This window comes from Paenibacillus sp. FSL H7-0716 (assembly GCF_038002705.1).
GTDB lineage: Bacteria > Bacillota > Bacilli > Paenibacillales > Paenibacillaceae > Paenibacillus_AQ > Paenibacillus_AQ odorifer.
In genome coordinates this window covers 111,179-134,964 of record NZ_JBBODA010000008.1, presented here as the reverse complement: position 1 = coordinate 134,964, position 23,786 = coordinate 111,179, and the positions used below count along the sequence as shown (strand labels likewise).

Genomic DNA, 23,786 nt, shown 5'->3' with positions numbered 1-23,786 from the left:
GCCCCCAACACAGTTATACCCCATTTAAATCCCTCCCTAATTATTTTTTTTTTAATTTCACAACAGCATATGACTATGTATCATCAAATGATTGGGCATTAAACAACTTTGTCGCTTGTATCTAAGCCTATGATTTTATTCATTTTCTTTAACTTGACAAGCATCCATAACTTTATGCTAATATAGACAAATCAATAACGTTGATATATCATCTATTCTTCAATTAGGAGAGATCATATGGATTCAAGAGAACCTTTAGGTTTGGTCATTCGAGATTTGCATTTAGAAATAGCAAATTATTTAACAAAGTTACTTGCTCCTTTTCGACTTGCACCTGAACAGCATCTACTTATGGCTCTGATGCTTGAGAAAGAAGGTCTATCTCAGAATGAGATTGCTGCTAATCTTGGTAAGGACAAAGCCAGTGTTGCCCGAATGATCGCCAGCTTAGAGAGCAAAGGTTACATACGCAAAGTAACAAGTGCGCAAGATCGCCGAGCGGTAAATGTATATGTAACAGAAGAAGGACGGAAATTAGAGAATACTATAAATGAGGTGACGGTCAATTTAAACGAAATTATCGAGTCAGGATTATCTGCTTCAGATTACTCAACGTTAAAGACTTTGCTAACACATGTGCTGAATAATGTAAGAGATGCTTGAAGCATTTCTCTCCCCCTTATAGTTGATATATCATCTATCCAGTAAAAATAGTCCGAATCAAAATTCTGAAAAGAGGTTCATCATTATTATGGAATCATCATCAACTGTTCAAGTTAAACGTCCAGCCCTCATGGCCTTCTCGCTTATGTTAGGTGCATTCGTCGGGCTATTTAGTGAAACCGCCTTAAACATGGCTTTTACAAATTTAATGGATGAATTTTCAATCAACGCCTCAACGGTTCAGTGGCTAACCACAGGATATTTACTTGTATTAGGTATCCTCGTTCCAATATCCGCCCTATTAATGCAATGGTTTACCACTAGACAATTATTCACCGCTTCCTTGCTATTTTCTATTATCGGTACTTTAATTGCTGCCCTCTCCCCTAATTTCAGCTTATTATTAATTGCACGATTAGTGCAAGCCTTAGGGACAGGGTTATTGCTTCCATTAATGACCAATATTATTCTTATTATTTTCCCTGCACATAAACGCGGAACTGTCATGGGAATGATGGGGCTCGTTATTATGTGTGCACCAGCCCTTGGCCCTACTCTATCTGGTTTAATTGTAGATCATTTTGGCTGGGAGTATATCTTTTGGATAAGCTTGCCTTTATTGTTATTTACATTAGGTTTCGGATTAACATTCATCAAAAATGTAGCCAACATCACAAAACCTAAAATAGATATTTTATCCATCTTGCTTTCTACTCTTGGATTTGGTGGAATCGTCTTTGGTTTTAGTAACCTTGCTGATCATTCTTTGAGTGAAATCATTGTTTTGCTGCCTCTTATTATTGGTTTCATCAGCTTAATCTTGTTTGTATTACGGCAATTTAAATTGGAAACCCCAATGCTGAACTTACGGGTATTTAAATATCCCATGTTTACGATAGGTCTTATAATGCTCTTTTTAGGAATGATGATCATTTTATCTTCTGCAATTTTATTACCTTTATATTTAAAAGGAGGTTTATTGTTATCGGCCACAATAGCTGGTACTCTACTTCTTCCAGGCAGTGTTATTAACGGGGCTATGGCTCCAGTTACGGGTAGAGTATTCGATAAATACGGTCCGAAATTATTGCTGCCGCTTGGATTTTTTATCGCAACCATTGCTGGTTTTCTATTTACAAGAAACTCTACTGAAACCAGTAGCCTAACCTTTATATTAATACACTGCGCAATGTTTATCGGATTAGCAATGGTCATTATGCCCGCTCAAACCAATGGGTTAAATCAATTACCTGTGAAATACTATCCGGATGGGGCTGCTGTTATGAGTACACTTCAGCAAATTGCAGGTGCTCTTGGTACAACGTTCGCTGTTACGCTAATGTCTAGCGGACAAACACGATTCGCAAACACACATCCAACCGCTGCACAGCCTGAAATATTAACCGCTGGAATTACACATGCTTACTTATTTATCGCAGTAATTGCAGGTATTGGATTGATTATATCGTTATTTGTGAAGCGTATTCGAGTGTATTGATTTGTATGTTAAAAAGACAGTGGGCATGAACTGCCCGCTGTCTTTTTTTTTTAGTATAACCCTAAGGCTTTAACTCATATGTTTTTCATAAAAAACTAATGTTAAGTTGTCATTTATTTTTTTGGTTTCCCCCGTGCTTCTATACCCTAACTTTTCATATAAATAGCAATTCCTTTGCTCTTGTATAATGCTATCCAGCTCCCATTTCTTTGATGCTGACCCGATAAGTTTTATTATCCTTTTTAACGATGCGGACACCGCCCACCGCAATATCAAAATACTTAATTATATAATAATCTGCAAAAGACTGATTAATTCGATCCCTGATTTGTTCCACAGTTTCATTGGCTGGGCTGGTTTCATAATCTTTATATTTCTCCAGCAATGGCATAAAGGCTTTAACTTGCATTTCGTGAATAAACGCTGCGTCGCTCGCGTCTGCTTTACATAAAGAAATCTCCATAAAGTTATACCCCTCCGAAAGTTAGTAAATATATAAGCTGTCAGATATTCTTTTTATCCTCCGGTTTAGAAGAATCTCTAAAAGAGCCCAAAATCCCCGTAAACAGTCCAATTAATCCAATAAAAACACCTATCCCCTGACCACCCTCATAGGCTAATATCACAACTACTCCAAACAATGTAATGTGAAGACCAAAAAGCTGAGTTTGTAGGACACTAGGCCGGATAAAATCTAATAATGCTCCTGCGTGAAACATTACAACAACTAGCACAATTAGAGCGGTTAAGATCCATAATCCTAAACTAATCATCCTTACCTCCATTAAGATTTATTATTCACTAGGCACTCCTGATTTGAAAAAAGACACTTGAGCCTCCCGGCTCCAGCGTCTCATCTTGTTGATTTATGGTCTGTTTTTGGGAAGGATATAGAGCGTTCCGTCTTCTTTATATTCAGCATAGGCAATATCCTCAATGCAATTATAGCCCTGCTCTCTGACGCGTTCCTGAATCTGCTCCTTGTTCATCGATCTGCCCCGCATGGACTCTTCCAGTACCCTGCCTTTATCAATAACTGTTATGGAAAAAGCAGAAGACTGCTCAGCTTCAGACTTGCGCATAACCGATAGAGAGCCGTTCGTTTCAAGCAGAGCATACCGTACTTCACTTAGGGAAAAGATATTTTGTTGCCTCAGCATGAACAATAGTTGGGTATACTCAATATCGTATTTCTCCAACAAATCCTGATTCACTTTGCCATCGTCAATTAGCAGCACTGTCCGGCCTTCCGCCATGTTCCCGAATTTCACAAAATGGGTGGTCACCTTTTCGAACAAATAAGATAATGCGGTCCAAATAAAAAGAGCAAACAGCAGATGCCAGATCTTCACCTCATCATCATATATCGTATTGCCGACAATTTCACTTAAAATCAATGAAGACAGAAAATCGAGTGGTGTCAATTGACTAAGCGTCTTGCGGCCGGTAATAAAGGTAATGATCCACAAACCAAAAAAGCTGATGACCAATTTGACGCCTATAGTTACAAATATCTCCATTGCTGCACCTCCAGATGGGACTCGCACAGGCTCGTTGCCCTTTTTACACGAAATCCATTCATGAAAGGTATTACACTCTCCTAGTGGGGTATAAACAGCAAAAGATACTCTCTGCAATTGCCGTTATGTTGGGATAGTTATAAGGAACGTTGTCCCTTTGCCTTTTTCACTATCGACTTCAATAGTTCCTTTCACTTTATCGACGGTACTATAGACCATAAGCATACCCAACCCCGTTCCTTCTGCTTTAGTCGAATAATACGGTTTACCGAGTCGCGATATTTCATCTTTAGTCATGCCGACTCCGTTATCTTTGATACTGATCATAATATTCTGTTTTTTCTCAAATATATCGATAAATAGCGTTCCGCCATCGGTTTCCTTCATCGCTTCTATACCGTTTTTATATAAATTAATAAGACACTGCTGAATCTGGTTCCGGTCATAGTTTTTATTTAACGAATTATTAAAACTAAATTGGACATCTACTTTGTGCATAGTGGCATAAGGCATTATGATATTTTTAGTATATTCTGATTCTGCCTTCATATTGGAGTAAACCATGTTTTCAGATTGTGGCTTGGCAAAGGAGAGATAATCACTTACAATTTTTTCTGCTCGCTGTAGCTCTTGTAGAGATAACTCTACAAATCCCTTTTCCTCTGGCGTCATCGATTTAGATTTATTTAATAGCTGCAAAAAACCACTAGTCACTGTAAGTGGATTTCTGATTTCATGGGATACACTTGCCGCTAGCTCGCTGACGACATTTAATCTTTCCGATTGGACAATCCGTTCCCGATTTTTAATATTGGAGATAATTTTCTCAATCAAAATCATAATGACACTCATCACCCCAACATGAGTTGTCAACGCATTTAATGAAAGAATCCAAAATTGCCTGTCTAAGGAATCCTGAACAAAACCTAAAATTAACAGATAAACCCCCATAATTAGCAAAGCAATCAGACTTGCCGCAATCACACGGCCCTTCGAGGGTAATTTTAAAAATCTATTTTTATATAACGGCACCAAAATCAGAATCGCTGTCGCAAATAGAAACGAATAAAATACGCCACCTCCACCCACATAGAATCTGTAAGCATTCAAAATAATATATAGAGGAAGAACGTTCCTATATCCTCCAAACAGTGCCACAATTATAAACGGAATGTACCTTAAATCAAAAATATAGCCAATTTCAAGTCTGATAGGTTTTGCAATACAGAGACTCATGGTCACTGCTGACATAAAAACGAGAATCAATCTATTGTAGGAATAGGCCCGATTCTCAAAGAATATTAGAAATGTTAATACTGGAAAAAGCAAAAACAAAAAATTCAAAAGTAGGGTTTCAAACAAGAGATGACTTCCTTTCAGCCTTTTGCTGCGTAAATGAATATATTCAAGGTTATATTAAGAGTTTTAGATCATTACCTAAGCTAACATTATAAGTCACAGTATTGACTATACACTATGTATTTCTCAACCATTTTTCAAATAATCCCAAAAAATCATACTATAGAACCACAATTAGCAAAAAAATACAGACATCTGAAGTCTGTTTGGGGTCATCAATTTTCGTATTCCTGAATATCTATTTTTTAAACTGTACCTTCGTAGTTTTTATGGCTGGAAATGAATCATTGAATTTGTTTTACACAGAAAACAGCCATCCCCTCAGGATGGCCGGTTTTTATTTCACTAAAAATCCGCTAACTGTGATTTGGAGCGGAGCCAAACTAACCTCGCTCGGATCTCCACTTTTGATAATAGCAATGGAGGCAGCTATAAGCAATATTTTCCGGAGAATAAATAAGTACTACAGCCTAAAAACAATTCGATTTCCTGTCTCATTGTTCTTGAAGGGTTTACCATATTCCCTGAACTCTAATATAACACCTGAAGGATCGTCAGAAAGCGGTGGAGAAATTACGTAATTATAACAAGCTTGTCCGGTTGAACTTCCGCCATTCGTCATTCGACTATCATATTCTTCTCCAATAAACAGCTCGAAAAAGCTATGGCTATGAGAATTTGCTGGAAGCTCAGTTGTCATGTCCCAATCTATATTAAGGGTGACCACACTAGCATTACTGTATTGGCGTATAGAGGTCAGTGTATAAAAAAACTCATCTTTCTCAATTGATTTAAGAACTGCAATATGTTTTCTAAAATCAATTGGCTCAACCATCGGCTTAAAATGCTCTTCACTTAGCAGCGTCCCAAATACCGCTTTCAAAAAATCCTCATAGAGCTCATAATTTTCTGCCCATTTAGAGATAGATTCAAACGGTGGGAATCCTGGATTATTATTCGAGATTTCCTTTCGTTGCTTGATCAATGCACATATTTGCTCGTCGATATCCTTAATTTGCAGATCGTAATGTTCGGTTGGTCGTACAAACGGCATCCTTTTCATTTTGAACCTCCTTTTTGCACAAATGCAAAAGAAATCTCAGCTTCACATACTAGCTCACTATTTACTGTTGCGGTGCCTTTGCCTTTTACAATCTCACCTTTCATCCGATTGACTTCGAATTTGAGAAGAAGCTGATCCCCAGGTGTTACTTGGCGCTTAAAACGGGCATTATCAATGCCAACTAATAACCCTATCTTGCCCCTCAGCTTCTCGTTTTTGCACATTGTGATTCCGCCTACCTGGGCTAATGCCTCCACAATTAAAACACCCGGCATAACAGGATGCTCAGGAAAATGGCCGCTAAAAAACGGTTCATTAATGGATACATTTTTAATACCTACTGCTCTTTTGTTCTCCTCCAACTCTATAATTCTGTCCACTAAAATAAACGGATACCGATGAGGAATAAGTTCTACAATCTGCTGTATATTTAGCATAATTCCCGTCTTAGCCTCCTAAAATACTTTTTGGGTAATTTTAACATTAGAAGTGATTTTGTACTACTCAAAAATACCCAAGTAACTGACCTATAACATTACTTCTGTAGACCTTAAAAAACAATGGCAGCCCTGGACTAGTAAATAAAGTCCACGACTGCCGCTTTTTATTGATCTACTGTATCCTGGCTTAAGATTGATTCAACTCAATTAACAAACACCTGCGTCTTTCTCCCTGCTTCAATTCGTTCAGTGAAATTTCCGCCAGTGTATTCTTCTATTACCTTTTTCCAAAAGCGTTGTGCGGGCTCGTTATTATCTATTTGGTAAATACTCTCTTTCAACTTTACAAATTTTCACTTTGTAATTTAGGTACCATTCTTTCTTACCTTTCTCCTGAGCAACTTTGTGAGATTGATGTTGTTTCCAGTTACTAATCGCCTCCAAGCTCTCCCAATAAGAAATCGTAATACCCGCTCCTGAAGAATCCCTGACACTTTCCACTCCTAAAAACCCAGGTTGCCCGGACGCAAGCTGCTCCATTTTTTCAGCCATAATGTTATATCCGTTATCCCCCTCCGTACGTTGACTTGAAAATATGACTGCATAATAAGATCCGTTTGATTCATGAACCATTCCGCTCAAACTCCCCTTTAATCGTAGATGTTTTTATATAAAACAGATTATACTATTATAATTAAGATAAAAATAATGAATATTAATTATTAGTTTAATGAATTTTTTTCATACATTATTGAGGAGAGAAATATATGAATCTTTTAAAATATCAGATTTTCAGTAAGGTAGTTGAGATCGGCAGCATTACCAAAACAGGAGAGATTTTAAATTTAACACAATCAGCCATCAGTCATGCGCTTTCTAGCTTAGAAGCTGAATTCGGACTATGTCTTCTAATAAGAAACAGATCGGGTATCCGGTTAACCAACGATGGCGAACGTTTAATCCCACATATCAGAGAAATCCTCCAACTTAATGAAAAACTCAATCAAGAAGTAGCTGCATTAAAGGGTGTCGAAATCGGCACTGTAAAAATAGGCACTTTCTCTAGTGTATCGATCCAATGGATGCCCCAAATCATTAAACAATTTCAAAATCAGTTTCCACATATTGAAATAAAACTACTTGATGGTAACTACTCTGAAATAGAAGAATGGATTGCTGATGGAACTGCTGACTTGGGATTTGTTAATCTGCCTACTCGAGATGCTTTTCATGTGGTCCCTCTTCAAAAAGATAGGATGGTCTGCATTATGTGGCAGAATCACCCACTCGAGCGCCAATCAACCATCCGCCTTGAGCAATTGATTGATGAACCTTTTATCATGCCCATTGCGGGTTGTGACACCGATGTAAAGCGAATTTTCTCGCAAAATAAACTCACGCCCACGATCAAATATGAATTAGAAGATGATCATGCCATAATCGCCATGGTAAAAAATGGTTTAGGGTTAAGTATTCTCCCCGAAATGATTTTGTCACATCTCCCCGACAATGTATGTTATCGCCCATTGGAAGGCGAGTATTATCGTTCTATTGGTATTGCAGCTGCCTCCATTAAAAATGCCTCTCCAGCGGCAAAAAAACTAATTGAATTCATAACACATTGGATCACCCAACGTGCCCAGCCCTCCGCATTACCGTGATTTATGATATGGCTCAACGCGCTGTCTGTAACGGCAAGCTTTAAGGCTATCCTTCGCAGAGTAGTCCCTTTTTTGATCCAGCATTAACGTTAGCGTCAGGGGAAACGATTCTTCACTATGTATCTTTTGCGTAATTCACAACTCCAGGGACACGATAATTTGTACAACATAGAGAACAGCCTGCTGGCTGTTCTCTATCGCTGTCTGCCTTAGAAGCACGTGAACGAGCTAATCCGATTCAAATCAATGCCGAAGTACGACCAGAAAAAACCGTTCCATCTGAACCCTGCAATAGAATTACGTCCGACGAATACCGGAAAGAACCAGAATTGCTCGCCGTTGTTCAGCCAAATGTATGTGTTGCGGAACAGGCAACGTCTGATCCCGCCGGGATCAATGGCAAATGTGGTGGATGACATTTGCGGCACGAATTGCGGTGGAGGAGCCGTCGGCGCTTGAACGCCTCCCGGTGCACCCCCCGGAAATTGTCCGGGGGTTCCACCCGGAAACCCTGGTCCCCCTGGTCCTCCTGGTCCTCCCGGCACGCCAGGTCCGCCAGGTCCGCCAGGTCCGCCAGGACCGCCTGGGAATCCTGGAAATCCCCCGCCAGCTCCCGGTGTTGGAAAAAATCCCATATGTGATCGCTCCTTTCAATGAGTAGGCATAATCATCATATGCATTCGCGGAGAGAGCGCTTGGGCGCAATAGGCGTTTTTCTAAAAAATGAAAATCAACAATAAGATCTAACATAGGCACTATCAGAAACCTAACTTGCCTCTACTTATGGTACGTTCAGCGCATCATAAATAAACTGACCAATTACACTCAGCTTAACTTTAATATTCAGTCTTCACTGATGTGATGTAGATGCCTGGTCAGCCTTCACACAATCAATAGCGACAACAAACGCAATCATGAGCGTTTCCATCTCATCATTCAATATTTGAACCTTATAGCTATCACCCCAAGTGAACCACTCTTTGTTCACTTTACCGATGACTACACCACGCTGTAAAACCTGAAAATCCATGTCCCACCAGTTACCATGTACCTCAATGTCAGCCGCATCAATCGTATAACGTGCTTTAAAGAAAGAAAACTCCTTCTTAATCGTCAACACCTCTCGACCATCTACTTCTACAAAAAACTTTGGTAAAAAACTGAACACTTTTTTCGTTATAAGTGCAACTTCATCTCTTGTTGTATTCATAATGGAGAATGTCTTGGGAATTTGCATAAAACTGCCCTCTACGTAATAGACATCTTGCTCCTGCTGATTCTTTACCGTGAATTTACCACTTAGACTGAATACCTTTTGTTTTATATAAAGTTGCTTCATTCTAAGCCTCCTATCGCTCCTCTTAGTTAACATCATTTTAGACAAATGTTATAGTTGTTTTGTCATAATAAAATCTATTTGTTCTTCTTCACCCATATAAAAAGAATGAGTACCTGTATGAACAAACTTCATTTTTTCATAAAAGCTAATAGCGTTCTTGTTTTTTTCCCAAACCCCTAACCAAATCTTCTCTTTATTACATTGTATCGCTATTTCTATAGCTTTATTTATTAGATATTTCCCAAGCCCCTGTTTATGAAATTTTTTTCTAATATAAATCCTCTCAATTTCAAGTGAATCATTACCCATTACTTCAGATTGAGCATCCTCGGTGTTAACCTTTAAATACCCAGCGATTTCTTCATTAAAATAAATAAAATAGAATTCTGATGAGCTATCCGACAATTCTTTTTCTAATTGCTTTAAGTTAAAAGCTCTATCCAGGTAGGCTTTCATATTTTCAGGTGAATTTTGATTACTAAATGTCTCATTAAATGTTTCAACACTAATTCCTTGAAGTGAACCCAGATCTTCGAACGTGCACTTTTTTATATTGATAGCCATATCGTTTTCTCCTTTTAAAATATCAATTTACAATAAACTCTTATTTTGAGCTCTAAATATATGGTGTTATGCAGATGTGACAGGAAAATAGTATACCATAATTGTTGTATTTGCAACAAAAAAACTAAGTATTTTCCATCATTCTACCTATTAGCGTATTGGCGTAATCAGTCGCTATACGGCAGTCAGGACTCCAAAAGTGGAAGCGAACAAGGTTTTGGGGGTTCGATGATGGATGACGGTTACTTTCGGACCCAGATGACGTTATTTGCGAATATTTCAGCTTTGGAGCGAGGTTTCGGACTCCTGTGCAGTTATTCCCCCGAAAAGGATGCTTTCGGGGTGTTTTTCAGGCCAATAGCGACTATGCGGACCGTTAGGATTCCAAAAGTGGAATATAACGCGTTTAAGGGTCATCTGAGTCCGTTAAATGCTTCCGGGCGCGCAAATGTGATCGAAGAAAGTGTGGCTTTGGGGGTCTACGATGGAGAATGTCAGCGGAATTTGGAAAATCGGTGATAGCAGCAGCAAACGAAGCATGAGGATTCGCGGATGGAGGAAGCGAGGGAGGCTTGGGAGTTCGATGATGGAAGATGGTTACTTTCGGACCCAGATGACGTTATTTGCGAAGATTTCGGCTTTGGAGCAAGGTTTCGGACCCCAGTGCAGTTATTCCCTCGAAAAGTCTGCTTTCGAGGTGTTTTTCAGGCTAATAACGGCTATGCGGTCCGTTAGAATTCCAAAAGTGGGATTTGTCGCGTCTAAGGGTCATCTGAGTCCGATAGATGCTTCCGGGTGTGCAAATGTGATCCAAGAAAGTGTGGCTTAAAGGTGATGATAGCGGAAGTGAGCCAACTTTGAGAAATCGGTGATGGAGAATAGATCAGGGAGGTTTGGGAGATCAGTGATAGCAGTAGCAAACGACGTTTCAGGATTCGCAGATGGAGGAAACGATCGACGTTTGGGGGTTCGATGATGGAGCAAAAAAATGAGGTGCCCCAGCAGCCATTTTCGGCTTTTGGGACACCCATCCTCTCCGCTGTACGCATATAGCGCGGTATGGTGGACTGGTCAGAGCCCGGTTAAAGCCATCTCATAAGTCTTTTTTTAGATAGTTTAATCTGATTACTTTCGGCCCATGCGGTTAATTCTTTCATTCCCTTGTATTCTTCGTCAAGAAAACTAAAACATAATCTATAGGGAGGAAATTTGTGATCTACAGGTTTAATGCCTATTACGGGTATGAAATAGCCCTTTACATAAATATTCTCAATTTGTTTCGCTTGAACTTCTTTGTTTTCTACTACTATAGAGTCCGGAAGAATCCGAACCTCAATGAACTTTCTAATCGTAATGATCCTATAGAGCAATATGATTACAACAATCAGACAGAAGACCGACCATATATAACCAAAATAAAGTAATCCTTTATACTCCGTATTATTTCTGGTATTTACCAATAGTATGCCACTTGAAAAAATCATAGAAAACAGAAGCGACATTAACGACGGACGACTCACCTTATAAGCTCCTATATTTTCCATAACCCCCTCACTTTCTCAGACTATTATAGCTTACTATATTTCATAAATTATGGATATGGCACTTCTTTTTAATCCACAGGAATCTCAATCACCTTGTTATATTCCTTCATATAATGTATTCCTTCTATCAAAATACTTTCAGGTTTCGTTTGTGTATCAAATAATAAGGTGCGTTCCTTCATGAGTTTACCGTTTGTTTGTTTTGACTCTTTTTGATTAATTGTTGTTTTTAAAGCCGTGTTTTCGTTAGCATTTTCAATAGACACACCATCCAGCATTACATCATCCTCAGTAGCAATAGTTACTTCAATCCCTTGAGCGGTCTTGGACACATCCTTAATCCATAATTCTTTATCCCCCAGTAGAATCGGCTCATTACTATCAGCATTTAGAGGATACTTCTCTTCCAGCTTCTGATATCCAACAAACTCTTTAACAACCAGCTGCAATGAATGTAGTTCTTTTGGCAAGGTGTCATAACGAATATCAAATGATCTCCCACCCAGCGAGGTTTTATTGCTACTGCCTAATATTTCTACAGGCTTTCCATTGGCAATTAATTGAATGCCTTCTAACCCTAATCTTATTCGATCGAAATTCTCGACATTCATACTCCCTTTAATCACCGTCATGGTGGGTGTGGCCGTGATCGACTTGAAGGTAATTGATCCTTTGTCGGCTTTGACCTTTTTATTAATCGATTGCTTGATCTGAGTCCCCATCGCTTGATTTGGATTATAAGAAAACGTTATGCTCCCTTCACTCATCTGCCCTTTCTGTAGAGGTTCCCAGTAATGAAGGGTTAGTTTTTTCGAAAATGGGCTTACGCTATCAAATGTCATTGTGCCTTTTATTTCTGTATGTTCGTCGTTGATTAAAGATACGCCACTTCTTATGTTAGAATTCGTGAGAAACCCTTCTATTTTAGAAGGACTAAAATGATCTCCCGTCTCCTCTAGTCCCTTAGGATTGATTAACGTATAATACACAATAAATTGATTGGCATCAGCCATAATTCCGTTAATCGTAAGTTCTGTGCCATCTGCTAACGTCGTCTTTTTGTCTATGCTTTGTCCCATTCCTTGTTCATTGAGTTGTTGCAAAGTTCCCTCTAACACCTCATCAAAACCAAATAACTTTTTTCCATAATAAGCGAAGGCATTATAGCTGTTTCCAGAAACTACTATCACTAATAAAATGACGGCTGCAATCTTCCAGAGGGGCGAGCTTTTTCTTTTAATTCTTTTTGGGGGTGCCGAGTCTAAAGCATTTCTTAATCTCATTTCTAAACCCTCAGGTGCAGTTATGGACTCTAAATTCCTCTTCTCATCCACTAATCGTTCTTCGACGTTATTGTTCATCAACATCACCTCTGTAATGATTTTTCAGTGTTTGTAATCCATTGTAGATCCTTGATTTAACAGTTCCGATCGAGACCTGTGTGATCTCAGCTATCGTTTGATAATCGAGATCATGAAAATACTTCAATTGAATTGCTTCTCTTTGCTGCTCGTTCACATGTAACAGTAACGCCTGCATATCCATTTGCTGTACACTTTTATGATATGGATCGCCTGATGCAACATCAGCTTTTTCCTTCTCGTCAGTGATGCTCCAGTCCTCTAATAACACCAGCTTGCTTCGTTTATGAAGTTGCCTTTTACAGCCATTCACCAAAATCGTCTTACTCCAGCTGTAAAAAGACTCCTCTTTCTTAAGTTGATCAATCTTCTCGTATAACGTAACTATCATTTCCTCCATGGCATCCATAGCATCATGCGCATTTCCCATATAGCTGTACGCAAGCCTATAAAAAATATCTTTTTCATACATGATTAATTGCAGCAAAACTTCTTTATTTCCCTTTTTGGCTTTTTTCACCAATCGAACAACATCCATGCCTTCACCTCTCTCCCCTATATGAGTCAGGAGCACTGTAAAAAGTTCATTTTCATAAAATTTTTTTATATATCATGAACTATTTAGTCCACCTAAACTGTAATATTCAGGAAAATTTCACTCAGACATACCCAAATCTAGTTGATTTTAAACGCTTCAATGTAATAGAATGAACTAATCTAAAAAGAAAAGGATGGGCATAAGCAATGCCGTTTAAAGAACCTCGTACACTTAGTAAAAGATCCCTGCTATTCTTCTCTCTCATTATGCTTGTAAAAAGCTATTTTGCCTGGTATTTTCTATTTGAAGATGGCCCTACTTGGACCACTTGGCTTAAAGAAATCCCTTTTGTACTTCTAGTCTTTTGCTTGATTGAATGGTTCGCTACAAAACGAAAAATTGCAATTTACATGCTTGTCAATGTATTGATTACTACTCTATTTTTCTCATTAATTGTATATCATAATCATTTTGGCATCATTGCTACTTCGCAAGTATTAGATCAGGTCAAACAAGTGGGAGCCGTAAAGAAAAGTATATTTTCGGTCCTTCGTCCTCAATATATGCTTATCTTTGTGGATATCATTGTCATCAGCTTGGTGATGTTTAGAAAACAGAAAGCGCTGGATTGGAAAAAAGCCATGTCGCGCAAAAGTAACCGTAAAGCGGTGGCAGTCCTGTTCTGTATTTCCATCATCATTTGTGCAATGAATATTTTTCCAAACCGTGCCAGTATGAACGAAACGATTAAAGCGGAACAAATGGGCATTCTTAATTATGAAGCCTACTCGCTGCTAGCTGATCAAGAGGAAGAACAAATTGACGTTTCTGAGATTACGCAATCCACTATTGATGAAACCAAAGGAATTCAGGCTATCTCTAATCCGGTTTTATTTGGAGCCGCCAAAGGAAAAAATCTAATCATTCTGCAAATGGAGTCTTTCCAGAACTTCTTAATCAATCTAAAGATTGATGGACAAGAAATCACACCAAATATGAACAAGCTTGCCGCCAGCAGCTTCTACTTCCCGCGTTTCTACCAGCAGGTTGGACAAGGCAACACTTCTGACGCAGAGTTTATTGTGAACACTTCTTTTTATGTACCCCCTGATGGTCCAGCTACCCAAATGTACGCTCCTAAAGAGCTTCCAAGCTTACCCAAGCTGCTGCAAGCTCAAGGTTACGATACGGCAACATTCCATACGAACGAAGTCGACTTTTGGAACCGTGGGGAGCTTTATAGTGCTTTGGGATTCAATCGTTATTATGATAAGACTTACTTCGGGGAAGAAGACACAGTATTCTATGGCGCTTCTGATGAAGTTTTGTATGAAAAAACAGCTGCAGAGCTGGCAAGAATGGATCAGAATGAGCAACCTTTCTACTCCCATGTAATTTCGATGTCATCTCATAATCCGTTCTCCATCCCAGAGGATAAATACAAAATGACACTTCCAGAGCGATTCGAAGGAACGCTTGTTGGCGATTATATTCGGGCTCAGAATTATGCTGATTATGCGCTGGGACTTTTTATCGATGAGCTCAAACAAAACGGTGTGTGGGATAACAGCTTGATCGTATTGTACGGGGATCATCGTGGACTGCCTATCTTCTCTCTAAAAGAGAATGATCATCTCCTACTGGAAGAGATTCTCGGCCATGAATATTCGGAACGTGAATTGATTAATATTCCGTTGATCATGTCAGCGACAGGGATTACAACTCCTAGTGTAAAAGAACAACTAGGCGGGCAAGTGGATATTTTACCTACCGTATCTAATTTATTGGGTGTCTCTCTTGCAGATCATATTCATTTCGGACAAGATCTCTTGAATCAATCAACTTATAACTTACTACCACAACGGTATTACTTGCCTACAGGATCTTTCGTAAATAACGAAGAGCTCTTCTTATCCGGCAGTGGCTTCGAGGATGGCCAGCATTATACTTTATCTGGTAACGGCAACCAACCTCTGCAATCCACAGAAGACGAATTCGAGCGTGCCTTACAGCTGCTCCATTTGTCAGACAGCTATGTTACACAGCTACCGGATAGAGTTATTGAAGAATAAGCTGCAATGTACAGCAAAAAAGACTGTGCTCACCAAATCGGTGAGCGCAGTCTTTTTCTATAATGGTTATTATTTTGACTCTTTAACAACTAGTTTAAGCGGTGCCGCAATCAGCTTCTCTACGGTTTTGCCTTCTAATACATCCTTAGCGGCTTGAATGGCTAGTTGGCCAATTAATTCAGGCTGCTGCGCAACGGTTCCTGTTAATTTACCAGCTTCGATGGATTTAAGTGCATCTTCATTTCCATCAAAACCAATCACTGGGATATTCTTGCCTGAACTTTGAATGGCTTCAATAGCACCTAGCGCCATTTCATCATTATGAGCGAAAACTGCTTGTACGCCAGGATTTCCTTGTAGAAGGTTCTCCATAACGGTCAGGCCTTTCGTACGGTCGAAATCAGCTGTTTGCTTAGCAATGACCTCTAGTTGGCTGTCCGCAATCTCATGGAATCCCTTACCGCGTTCCCGAGTCGCTGAAGCTCCTGGGGATCCTTCTAGCTCGATGACCTTCGCACCTTTCCCAAGCTGCTCTACAATATATTGTGCCGCCATAGAGCCACCCTTTATATTGTCAGAAGCAACAAGAGCTTTGATATCCCCTTGATCTGCGGAACGGTCCAACGTAACGACGGGAATATTTAAACTATTAGCTGTTTGCACTACCGTCGAGATCGCTGATGAATCCACTGGATTGATCAATAACGCATTCACACCTTTTTGCATCAAATCTTCGACGTCATTACTTTGTTTAGCAGAATCATTTTGGGCATCAATGACAAGGACTTCCAAGCCTTGCTTCTTAGCCTCGGCCAAAACACCATCTTTAACGGATACAAAGAAGGGGTTATTCAATGTAGATATGGATAATCCAATCTTCATGTTCTCCATGCTTCCACCACTGCTAGGCTTAGCCCACTCTGGAGGCTCCAAGGAACAACCTGTCATGAGAATTAATAGTAAGGAAGTAAGAATTAAAGTTAACTTTTTCATGTTAGAATCCCCCTTATACAGCTTTCTTACGGTCTATGAGTACGGCAATGGCAATAACGATCCCTTTGACCACCATTTGGTAAAAAGAGGATACGCCGAGCAAGTTCAATCCATTGTTCAAAATCCCGATAATCAGTGCACCAATCAATGTGCCCACGATACGTCCGCGACCACCAGTTAAGCTTGTACCGCCTAATACTACAGCTGCGATAGCATCCAACTCATAAGATGTGCCTGCTGTGGGTTGCGCTGAGTTCAATCTGGAAGTCAGGATCGCTCCTGCCAATGCGGACAACATACCGGTTAATGAATAGATCATAATTTTAATGCGGTCTACTTTAATCCCTGAAATAATAGATGCTTTTTCATTACCACCAATGGCATAGGTTTTACGGCCAAATGGAGTTTTGTGCAACACAACCCATAAGACTGCGAAGACGATGATCATTGTTATAGCAGGTACAGGTATTCCCAGTAAATATCCACGGCCAAACAATTGGAAGGTCATACTGTCTCCGAGACCTGTGATCGGATTACCGTCTGTGTATACAAGTGTTAATCCCCGGAAAATCGTCATGGTCGCCAACGTAGCGATAAATGGTGCCATTTTACCTTTTGTAATCATCAGTCCGTTGACCATCCCCATCACGCCACCCGCTAAACAACCTACAATAATGGCTAAGACAGGATCCCAACCAGACAACATCAGGTTAGCTGTGAAGGCACTGGATAGGGCTAGAATAGACCCCACCGATAAATCGATACCACCCGTTAGAATAACAAAGGTCATCCCAAAAGCGATAAGCGCATTTATGGCAACTTGTCTAAGCAAGTTCAGGATATTAAGGGGCTCCATAAAGCTTGGGTTCAACACCGTAACGATAATAATTAGAATAATCAGCCCTAGTAATGGACCTAGTTTCTGTGTAATTTGCCCGATTTGAAAACCTTTATTTTCTCTCTCACCTTTGATAGTTGTCATTACTATTGCCCCCCTGTAGCTAACGTCATGATTTTTTCTTGCGTAGCTTCTTGTTGTGATAGCTCTCCACTAATTTCCCCTTCATGAACCACTACGATCCGGTCGCTCATTCCTAAGACTTCAGGAAGCTCTGACGATACCATGATAATGGCGACTCCACGTTCCGTTAATTCGTTCATAAGCTGGTAGATCTCCCGTTTAGCTCCTACGTCCACTCCACGGGTAGGTTCATCGAGGATAAGCACACTTAGGCCGATCCCAATCCATTTGGCGATGACCACCTTTTGTTGATTCCCCCCGGATAAATTTCGGACTAAAGTGGAGGAAGACTGTGTCTTGATGTGTAGCCGCTTGATAAGTATGTCTACAAATTCTTGTTCTTTTTTATCAATGATTACACCCTTAGGAGCGAAGCTATATAAATTTGTAAGCACCATATTGTCTCGAATAGAGAAATCAAGCACTAACCCTTCATCTTTACGGTCCTCCGTAACGAATCCTATCCCCGCCTTCAACGCATCATTGGGATTTCGAATCGTGACCTTTTCTCCCCGCACCATAATTTCTCCACGGTCTAACGATTCCAATCCGAATAAGGTTCTCATCATTTCTGTTCGTCCAGATCCCATTAATCCTGAGAAGCCTAAGATCTCACCAGAACGAACGGAGAAATTAACATCTTTAAATTGCCCTTTTTTCGTGGCATTTTTAACTTCAAGAACAACCTCTCCGGGTTTAGAGGTACGCTCAGGAAACCGGTCAGTTAATTCACGCCCTACCATCTTCCGAACTACATCATCGAAGTTAGTCTCTGGAATGGGCTTCGTGTCTACTGTTTTCCCATCTCGCATGACCGTTATTCGGTCACATATCGTGAAAATCTCTTCCATACGGTGCGAAATATACACGATGGAGACGCCTTCCTTTTTAAGGGAAGTTATGACTTCGAACAATTTCTGGATTTCCCGTTCGGTTAATGCCGCTGTCGGTTCGTCCATGACGATAACTTTTGCATGAGTCATAAGCGCTTTTGCAATCTCAATCATCTGTTTCTCCCCTACCGAACATTCCCCCGCCTCTTGATTTAAGGGAATCGTTACGGAGAGCTTACGAAACTGTTCATTTGCTAACGCTTTCATTTCTTTCATATTTAAGATCCCTAGTTTGGAGGTTCGTTCCTTACCAATAAACAGATTATCTAGAACTGTCATATCCGGCCACACATTCAACTCCTGATGGATAAAAGCGATCCCAAAACGTTCAGCCTCTTTGGGATTGTTAAAGTATGTTTCCTGACCATCTATACTAATGGTTCCTTGATCACGCTGATGCAGTCCAATCAAAATGTTCATAAGAGTAGACTTTCCTGCACCATTCTCTCCCATTAGGGCATGAACTTCACCATCCTTCAGCTCAAAATCCACACCCGTCAACACACGGTTAGCCCCAAAAGATTTATAAATATCTTTCATCGTAATGTGCATACGCTTTGAACCCCCTTTTTATCAAAAATAGACCCCGGCTTGTAAAATACAATTTGCATACGGCTTAGCTTCCCCCGTACGAATGATGACCTTCGCATGCCGGGTTAACAATTTAAATTGTTCATGTGAAATCGCCTCTATAGGTATTTCCTTAAATTTGTCATTCAAGTATTCAGAAGTGCCTTTATTTTTTGCAGCTAATTCCTCTGCCACGATAACTTTCTCAATGACCATATCCTCTGAAATGATTTCGACGAGGTCTTCGAAGCTGGGAACTCCCAATTTAAGCGCTAAATCAATCTTTGGAACCCCAAGTGGAACGGGTAATCCAATATCAGCAATGACAATCGTATCAGTGTGGCCTAAATCACTAAGCACTTTGGAAATATGACTGTTTAATATTCCTTGTTTTTTCATAATTAAAGACTCACCTCCACCTCTACTCTTGTTGGCATGCCACCTTGGGCACCAAATTTTGTGACGGATAAAGAAGCGGCGCGGTTGGCAAACTTTACACTAGTACGAATAGACTTGCCTTCAGCTAGTGCAACAGCAAATGCCGCATTAAAAGTATCTCCTGCTCCAGTGGTATCTATAGCATTCACTTTATAGGTGGGAACTAAAACTTCCTGTTTACCATCGTAATAACGTACACCATTGCTGCCCTCGGTTATAAATAACTTATTGGGATATTTGCGTAAAGCTTCAGCAGTACTCATCTCAGGAAATAATATTGCACATTCATGTTCATTGGGTGTTAAATAGGTGGCATTGTTTATAATCGTTTCACTGATAGGCCGAGCAGGTGCTGGGTTAAGCAACATAGGCACATTGAATTTATGGCAAATCTCGCTTACGTAAGACACCGTCTCTTCCGGAATTTCTTGTTGGATTAATACCATGTCAGAGCCTTTAATATTCTCAAGTACCCGTTCAACCAATGCAGGAGTAACTAAATCATTGGCTCCTTTTACAACGATAATGCTGTTATCGCCTTCCGCTAAAATAATGTGAGCTGTTCCACTTTCGGCATGTGTAACCGGTTCCACATTGGCGGTAAAAACGCGATTCTTTTTCAGATTATCCATGATAGCGGTACCATAGAAATCATCACCTACACAACCAACCATCGTAACTTCTGCTCCTAGACGGGCAGCAGCGACGGCTTGGTTCGCACCCTTACCGCCCGGAACGGTGGAGAATTGTTCTCCAAGCACAGTCTCACCCGCGTGAGGCCGCTTATTCGAAGTCACTACTAAATCCATTGAACAGCTGCCAATTACACATATCTTAGCCATATTTATCAACCTTTCTCATGTTGTCATCTATTCTTTACTTCTTGTAGTTTCCCGCTCCACAAAGCTAACGGGTAATTGAATAATCTTCTCTTCCACCTTATCTTGCTCAATTAGCTTAATAAGTAAACCCGCTGCTTCTCTACCCATATCATGTGCCGGCTGGCGAATGGTGGTTAAAGCAGGTGACAACAAGCTGCTGAGCGGGATATCATCAAATCCGATGATTTGCAGATCCTGCGGCACTCTTTTACCTAAACGATGTGCTTCATGAATGACTGCCGTCGCCACAATATCATTACTGGCAATTACGCCGTCTGTATCTATATATTTATCAAATAACTCCACAGCCCATTGTTCTGCTACTGTATGGGAGAAGGATGAAGTTTCGATCACATTATAGCTGATTCCCATTTCATTAAGGACTTCAATCGCCCCAAGAAATCGATCTTGTGCAGGTTTGATATGCGCCGGTCCTTGTATCACTGTAATTTTTTTGCTTCCCCGTGCGATAATCTCTTGTGCTGCAAGACGTCCGCCCTTTTTGCCATCTGCGTATACGGAAGGGCTATCGTTAGAAGTACGGTCGAGAAATACGACCGGAATCTTCAAGTTAGAATAAACGTCGCTCTCAGGGAAGTTGGTTGACGATATCATGCCAATGACATTGTTTTGGATAAAGGTTTGAATATAATCCATCTCCTTATCCTCGTTCTCATCACTATTGCCAAAGATGATCCGATAACCTTGCTCCTGCATCCGATCCTCTATCCCCCGCGCTAACTGCGGGAAGAAGGGGTTGGTAATATCAGGCAAGAGCAGTCCAATTAATTTAGATTTCCGCTTGTATAATGATCTTGCAACCTCATTAGGGGTATAATTCATTTCTTTGATCGCTGCCTCAACCTTTTTGCGGGTATCGATATTCACATATCCAGATTCATTTATAACCCGTGAGACTGTTGCTACCGAAACCCCAGCTATTTTTGCGACATCTTTGATCGTCATCATTCTTTAATTCATCCCCCAATGTGTAACCGGTTACATGTATTACATAAATTAGATTATCACATAACCTTTTCATTTACAAATCTTTTTTTCGATCATAAAGCTAACAAAAGATACCAATTATATATCGATATCTTTTGTTATTTGAATTTATTTATCTGCAAAGCGATTTAATAATTTTATTGTATTGAAGTGCATACCTTCATGGTAAAGTGTGAAATTTATGAATTCACCGATTGAATTTAAGGTTAATCCACTTCCTGTTGTAAGAGGGGTTACTTGCTCACTTAAGCGATTGTGAAAAGCTTCCTGGATCCGTTTGGGTTGCTCTGTAAGCATCTCAAGTAAAACTTCAAGTGTTGGCGTTTCCTCATTCCACTCGGCTGGTTTAGTCCCTTTCGCAAATAAGCGTTCAAAGCTTGCCGGCAATTGCATAAGCTCCCTAGCAGAATGAAAGGCAAACTTCTCTTGCACCAAATAAATATGTCCCAAGTTCCATCGGATATTGTTATTAAACCCTTCTGGAATGCTATTCAAAGTTCCCTCAGATAGTCCCTCGACAGCACGCACAGTAACACTACGCACAAACTTAATTTGTTTGAATATAATTTGATCCATTATGACCCCTCCTAACTTTTATCCATAGTTTACCATAAGATTATCTTTAATTTCCTAATATTATTTTATACTTAATTGTTTCATAACGAGCGTAATAAACGACTGCATATAACTTTCTTGAAGTTCCTTCTTTCTGTAGCCCATCCATAACGAATGCTTGGAGACTACATTTTCTACTGCTATTTTAGCTAATGTTCCCTGATCAAGATAAGGTTTCGCCAACAAAGCGGATACATAACTAATTCCATAACCGGCAATGACAGCTTGAATAACTTCATTCACTCCATTAAATTGAAGCCCAATCGTTGGCTGCTGTACACTTCTTTCTTCACACAACCGGACAAGCCGCTCTCTGGCTGCACTGCCCTCTTCCCTCATAATAAATGCTTCAGACATCACTTCTTCAAAGCTAACCTGCTGATTGGCAAAAGGGTGATGGGAAGAAACCACGAATACATACTCGTCCCTATATAACTCCCGATGTTCGAACACTCCTGTATTATGCGAAGGAAACTCCATATCACTGTAAATCGCCACGTCTGCTTCAAAATTATTTAATTTTTCCATGACACCATGAGAATTAGTAGTAGTGATCTGAATGTTAACTTCCGGAAAAGATTGTTTGAATAATGACGCCCACCGGGGAATGAGGATGCTTGTCGCCAAATAATTACCTGTAATCCGCAGATTCCCCTCAGGAAATTTGTGATAGTCTTCAATGATTTGCTGGACTTGATCACCCATGGAAAAAAACTTCTCAAGAGGTTCGATTAACCTTTTTCCTAAAGGGGTGAGCACCATCCTCTTTCCTTTAATTTCAAATAACAAAATATGATTCTCCCGTTCAAACTTACGGATTTGCGCTGATATAGCGGGTTGGCTGATGTGCAAACGTTCAGAGGCTTTGGTCACACTACCTGTGATGGCAACGTAATAAAACAATTTTAATACATGATAGTTCATCGTGATCTCTTCCTCACTTCATAAAATAATATCTGTATTTGCCGCTTATCCTCAGCCATTTCACTATAACTATACATTATGGATGTTAACTATTATATATTGTTTATTTATATTTATTTATCTTATACTTACAACTATTCATAAGGGAGGTCACGTTAATGACAAAGACAGTATTATACTTAACCCGCCACGGGCAAACAGAATGGAATTTACAAAAACGAATGCAAGGGCATCAAAATTCTGCGCTTACAGCCTTGGGCGAACAGCAGGCGGAATGGTTAAGAGATCGTTTGGAAGTAGAAAACTTAAACTTAGGCGCGATTTATTCTAGTACTAGTCCAAGAGCATTGCATACTGCGCAGATTTTACGGGGAAAGCGGAGTTTACCTATTCAACAGCAAGCTTCTTTAATGGAAATTAACATGGGGACCTGGGAAGGAATGAATACGGATCAGATACAACTAGAATCCCCTTTACAATATTCCCATTTTTTCACCAGACCCGATCTATATATTCCTCTAACCTCAGGTGAAACTTACAAGCAGCTTGAACAAAGAGTAGTGCCGACAATGGAGCGCATCATAAACGATAACGTAGGGCTAGAAGTGCTCATCGTCACGCATCGGATGACTTTAAAAGTCATTATGGCTTATTTTCTCAATAAATCATTGCAGGAAATTGGGGAATTACCGGATATTCTCTCTACAGCATTATGTAAAGTAACCCTAACTGATAACAATACAACCATCGATCTGTATGGAGATACTTCACATTATCAATGACTATGGGTCAAATAATAAAAAGGTAACTCCGATTAACGG

Annotated in this window: 26 protein-coding genes and 1 pseudogene; 6 read left to right on the top strand and 21 right to left on the bottom strand. The window is 39.9% G+C overall.

Going from position 1 to position 23,786, the window contains the following annotated elements; genetic code table 11:
* The first annotated feature begins 237 nt into the window (after positions 1 to 237).
* A complete protein-coding gene (locus MHH60_RS13165) occupies positions 238 to 663 on the top strand; it encodes a MarR family winged helix-turn-helix transcriptional regulator (protein ID WP_076134363.1) in 426 nt (141 codons plus the stop codon).
* A 79-nt stretch (positions 664 to 742) separates the two neighbouring features.
* On the top strand, positions 743 to 2,161 hold the full coding sequence (locus MHH60_RS13160; protein ID WP_370511482.1) for an MDR family MFS transporter: 1,419 nt from the start codon (positions 743 to 745) through the stop codon (positions 2,159 to 2,161).
* Between the two features lie 69 nt (positions 2,162 to 2,230).
* Here MHH60_RS13160 and MHH60_RS13155 read toward each other — a convergent pair.
* From MHH60_RS13155 to MHH60_RS13125, 7 genes and pseudogenes are all read right to left on the bottom strand, one after another.
* Positions 2,231 to 2,624: pseudogene (locus MHH60_RS13155) on the bottom strand (GNAT family N-acetyltransferase).
* Positions 2,625 to 2,664: 40 nt separating this feature from the next.
* A complete protein-coding gene (locus MHH60_RS13150) occupies positions 2,665 to 2,934 on the bottom strand; it encodes a hypothetical protein (RefSeq protein WP_076100221.1) in 270 nt (89 codons plus the stop codon).
* A 93-nt stretch (positions 2,935 to 3,027) separates the two neighbouring features.
* Entirely contained in the window at positions 3,028 to 3,681 is a 654-nt protein-coding gene (locus MHH60_RS13145) for a DUF421 domain-containing protein (protein ID WP_076134361.1), read from the bottom strand.
* A 123-nt stretch (positions 3,682 to 3,804) separates the two neighbouring features.
* Positions 3,805 to 4,932, bottom strand: coding sequence for an ATP-binding protein (locus tag MHH60_RS13140; RefSeq protein ID WP_232061412.1), 1,128 nt, complete (start codon positions 4,930 to 4,932; stop codon positions 3,805 to 3,807).
* A gap of 571 nt (positions 4,933 to 5,503) precedes the next feature.
* A complete protein-coding gene (locus tag MHH60_RS13135) occupies positions 5,504 to 6,103 on the bottom strand; it encodes a chorismate mutase (protein ID WP_076134359.1) in 600 nt (199 codons plus the stop codon).
* On the bottom strand, positions 6,100 to 6,540 hold the full coding sequence (fabZ, locus tag MHH60_RS13130; protein ID WP_076134358.1) for a 3-hydroxyacyl-ACP dehydratase FabZ: 441 nt from the start codon (positions 6,538 to 6,540) through the stop codon (positions 6,100 to 6,102). The genes MHH60_RS13135 and fabZ overlap by 4 nt, the downstream gene beginning before the upstream one ends.
* A gap of 315 nt (positions 6,541 to 6,855) precedes the next feature.
* Positions 6,856 to 7,176: an antibiotic biosynthesis monooxygenase family protein gene (locus MHH60_RS13125; protein WP_076134357.1), complete on the bottom strand. Its 321-nt coding sequence runs from the start codon at positions 7,174 to 7,176 to the stop codon at positions 6,856 to 6,858.
* Between the two features lie 134 nt (positions 7,177 to 7,310).
* Between MHH60_RS13125 and MHH60_RS13120 the strand changes: the two genes are divergently transcribed.
* Positions 7,311 to 8,204, top strand: coding sequence for a LysR family transcriptional regulator (locus MHH60_RS13120; RefSeq protein ID WP_076134356.1), 894 nt, complete (start codon positions 7,311 to 7,313; stop codon positions 8,202 to 8,204).
* A gap of 209 nt (positions 8,205 to 8,413) precedes the next feature.
* Here MHH60_RS13120 and MHH60_RS13115 read toward each other — a convergent pair whose 3' ends face one another.
* From MHH60_RS13115 to MHH60_RS13105, 3 genes are all read right to left on the bottom strand, one after another.
* Positions 8,414 to 8,839, bottom strand: a complete 426-nt coding sequence (locus MHH60_RS13115; protein WP_076134355.1) for a transporter — start codon at positions 8,837 to 8,839, stop codon at positions 8,414 to 8,416.
* 215 nt (positions 8,840 to 9,054) lie between these two features.
* On the bottom strand, positions 9,055 to 9,543 hold the full coding sequence (locus tag MHH60_RS13110) for an LURP-one-related/scramblase family protein (protein ID WP_076127346.1): 489 nt from the start codon (positions 9,541 to 9,543) through the stop codon (positions 9,055 to 9,057).
* A 48-nt stretch (positions 9,544 to 9,591) separates the two neighbouring features.
* Entirely contained in the window at positions 9,592 to 10,107 is a 516-nt protein-coding gene (locus MHH60_RS13105) for a GNAT family N-acetyltransferase (protein ID WP_076134354.1), read from the bottom strand.
* 484 nt (positions 10,108 to 10,591) lie between these two features.
* Here MHH60_RS13105 and MHH60_RS13100 point away from each other — a divergent pair, with 484 nt between their 5' ends.
* Positions 10,592 to 10,936 carry a hypothetical protein gene (locus MHH60_RS13100; RefSeq protein WP_143766665.1) on the top strand — a complete coding sequence of 115 codons (345 nt, stop codon included), beginning with the start codon at positions 10,592 to 10,594 and terminating at the stop codon, positions 10,934 to 10,936.
* A 253-nt stretch (positions 10,937 to 11,189) separates the two neighbouring features.
* Here the strand turns inward: MHH60_RS13100 and MHH60_RS13095 are convergent, their stop codons facing one another.
* From MHH60_RS13095 to MHH60_RS13085, 3 genes are all read right to left on the bottom strand, one after another.
* Positions 11,190 to 11,651: a hypothetical protein gene (locus MHH60_RS13095; RefSeq protein ID WP_076134351.1), complete on the bottom strand. Its 462-nt coding sequence runs from the start codon at positions 11,649 to 11,651 to the stop codon at positions 11,190 to 11,192.
* A gap of 68 nt (positions 11,652 to 11,719) precedes the next feature.
* Positions 11,720 to 12,985 carry a DUF4179 domain-containing protein gene (locus tag MHH60_RS13090; RefSeq protein ID WP_256715082.1) on the bottom strand — a complete coding sequence of 422 codons (1,266 nt, stop codon included), beginning with the start codon at positions 12,983 to 12,985 and terminating at the stop codon, positions 11,720 to 11,722.
* Positions 12,986 to 13,001: 16 nt separating this feature from the next.
* Positions 13,002 to 13,550, bottom strand: a complete 549-nt coding sequence (locus MHH60_RS13085; RefSeq protein ID WP_076134349.1) for a sigma-70 family RNA polymerase sigma factor — start codon at positions 13,548 to 13,550, stop codon at positions 13,002 to 13,004.
* Positions 13,551 to 13,756: 206 nt separating this feature from the next.
* Between MHH60_RS13085 and MHH60_RS13080 the strand changes: the two genes are divergently transcribed.
* On the top strand, positions 13,757 to 15,622 hold the full coding sequence (locus MHH60_RS13080) for an LTA synthase family protein (protein ID WP_076134348.1): 1,866 nt from the start codon (positions 13,757 to 13,759) through the stop codon (positions 15,620 to 15,622).
* A gap of 69 nt (positions 15,623 to 15,691) precedes the next feature.
* Here MHH60_RS13080 and rbsB read toward each other — a convergent pair whose 3' ends face one another.
* From rbsB to MHH60_RS13040, 8 genes are all read right to left on the bottom strand, one after another.
* Positions 15,692 to 16,615 (bottom strand): ribose ABC transporter substrate-binding protein RbsB, encoded by a 924-nt coding sequence (gene rbsB, locus MHH60_RS13075; RefSeq protein ID WP_076134347.1) that lies wholly within the window; start codon positions 16,613 to 16,615, stop codon positions 15,692 to 15,694.
* A gap of 13 nt (positions 16,616 to 16,628) precedes the next feature.
* Positions 16,629 to 17,597 carry an ABC transporter permease subunit gene (locus MHH60_RS13070; RefSeq protein ID WP_076134346.1) on the bottom strand — a complete coding sequence of 323 codons (969 nt, stop codon included), beginning with the start codon at positions 17,595 to 17,597 and terminating at the stop codon, positions 16,629 to 16,631.
* A gap of 2 nt (positions 17,598 to 17,599) precedes the next feature.
* Entirely contained in the window at positions 17,600 to 19,081 is a 1,482-nt protein-coding gene (locus MHH60_RS13065) for a sugar ABC transporter ATP-binding protein (protein WP_076134345.1), read from the bottom strand.
* Between the two features lie 21 nt (positions 19,082 to 19,102).
* Entirely contained in the window at positions 19,103 to 19,498 is a 396-nt protein-coding gene (gene rbsD / locus MHH60_RS13060; RefSeq protein ID WP_076134344.1) for a D-ribose pyranase, read from the bottom strand.
* A 2-nt stretch (positions 19,499 to 19,500) separates the two neighbouring features.
* Positions 19,501 to 20,379, bottom strand: coding sequence for a ribokinase (gene rbsK, locus MHH60_RS13055; RefSeq protein WP_076134343.1), 879 nt, complete (start codon positions 20,377 to 20,379; stop codon positions 19,501 to 19,503).
* Between the two features lie 27 nt (positions 20,380 to 20,406).
* Positions 20,407 to 21,387 carry a LacI family DNA-binding transcriptional regulator gene (locus MHH60_RS13050; protein ID WP_076134342.1) on the bottom strand — a complete coding sequence of 327 codons (981 nt, stop codon included), beginning with the start codon at positions 21,385 to 21,387 and terminating at the stop codon, positions 20,407 to 20,409.
* A gap of 147 nt (positions 21,388 to 21,534) precedes the next feature.
* A complete protein-coding gene (locus MHH60_RS13045; protein ID WP_076134341.1) occupies positions 21,535 to 22,002 on the bottom strand; it encodes a DinB family protein in 468 nt (155 codons plus the stop codon).
* A 60-nt stretch (positions 22,003 to 22,062) separates the two neighbouring features.
* Positions 22,063 to 22,965, bottom strand: a complete 903-nt coding sequence (locus MHH60_RS13040; RefSeq protein WP_076134340.1) for a LysR family transcriptional regulator — start codon at positions 22,963 to 22,965, stop codon at positions 22,063 to 22,065.
* 158 nt (positions 22,966 to 23,123) lie between these two features.
* Between MHH60_RS13040 and MHH60_RS13035 the strand changes: the two genes are divergently transcribed.
* Entirely contained in the window at positions 23,124 to 23,747 is a 624-nt protein-coding gene (locus MHH60_RS13035) for a histidine phosphatase family protein (RefSeq protein ID WP_076134339.1), read from the top strand.
* Positions 23,748 to 23,786 lie beyond the last annotated feature (39 nt).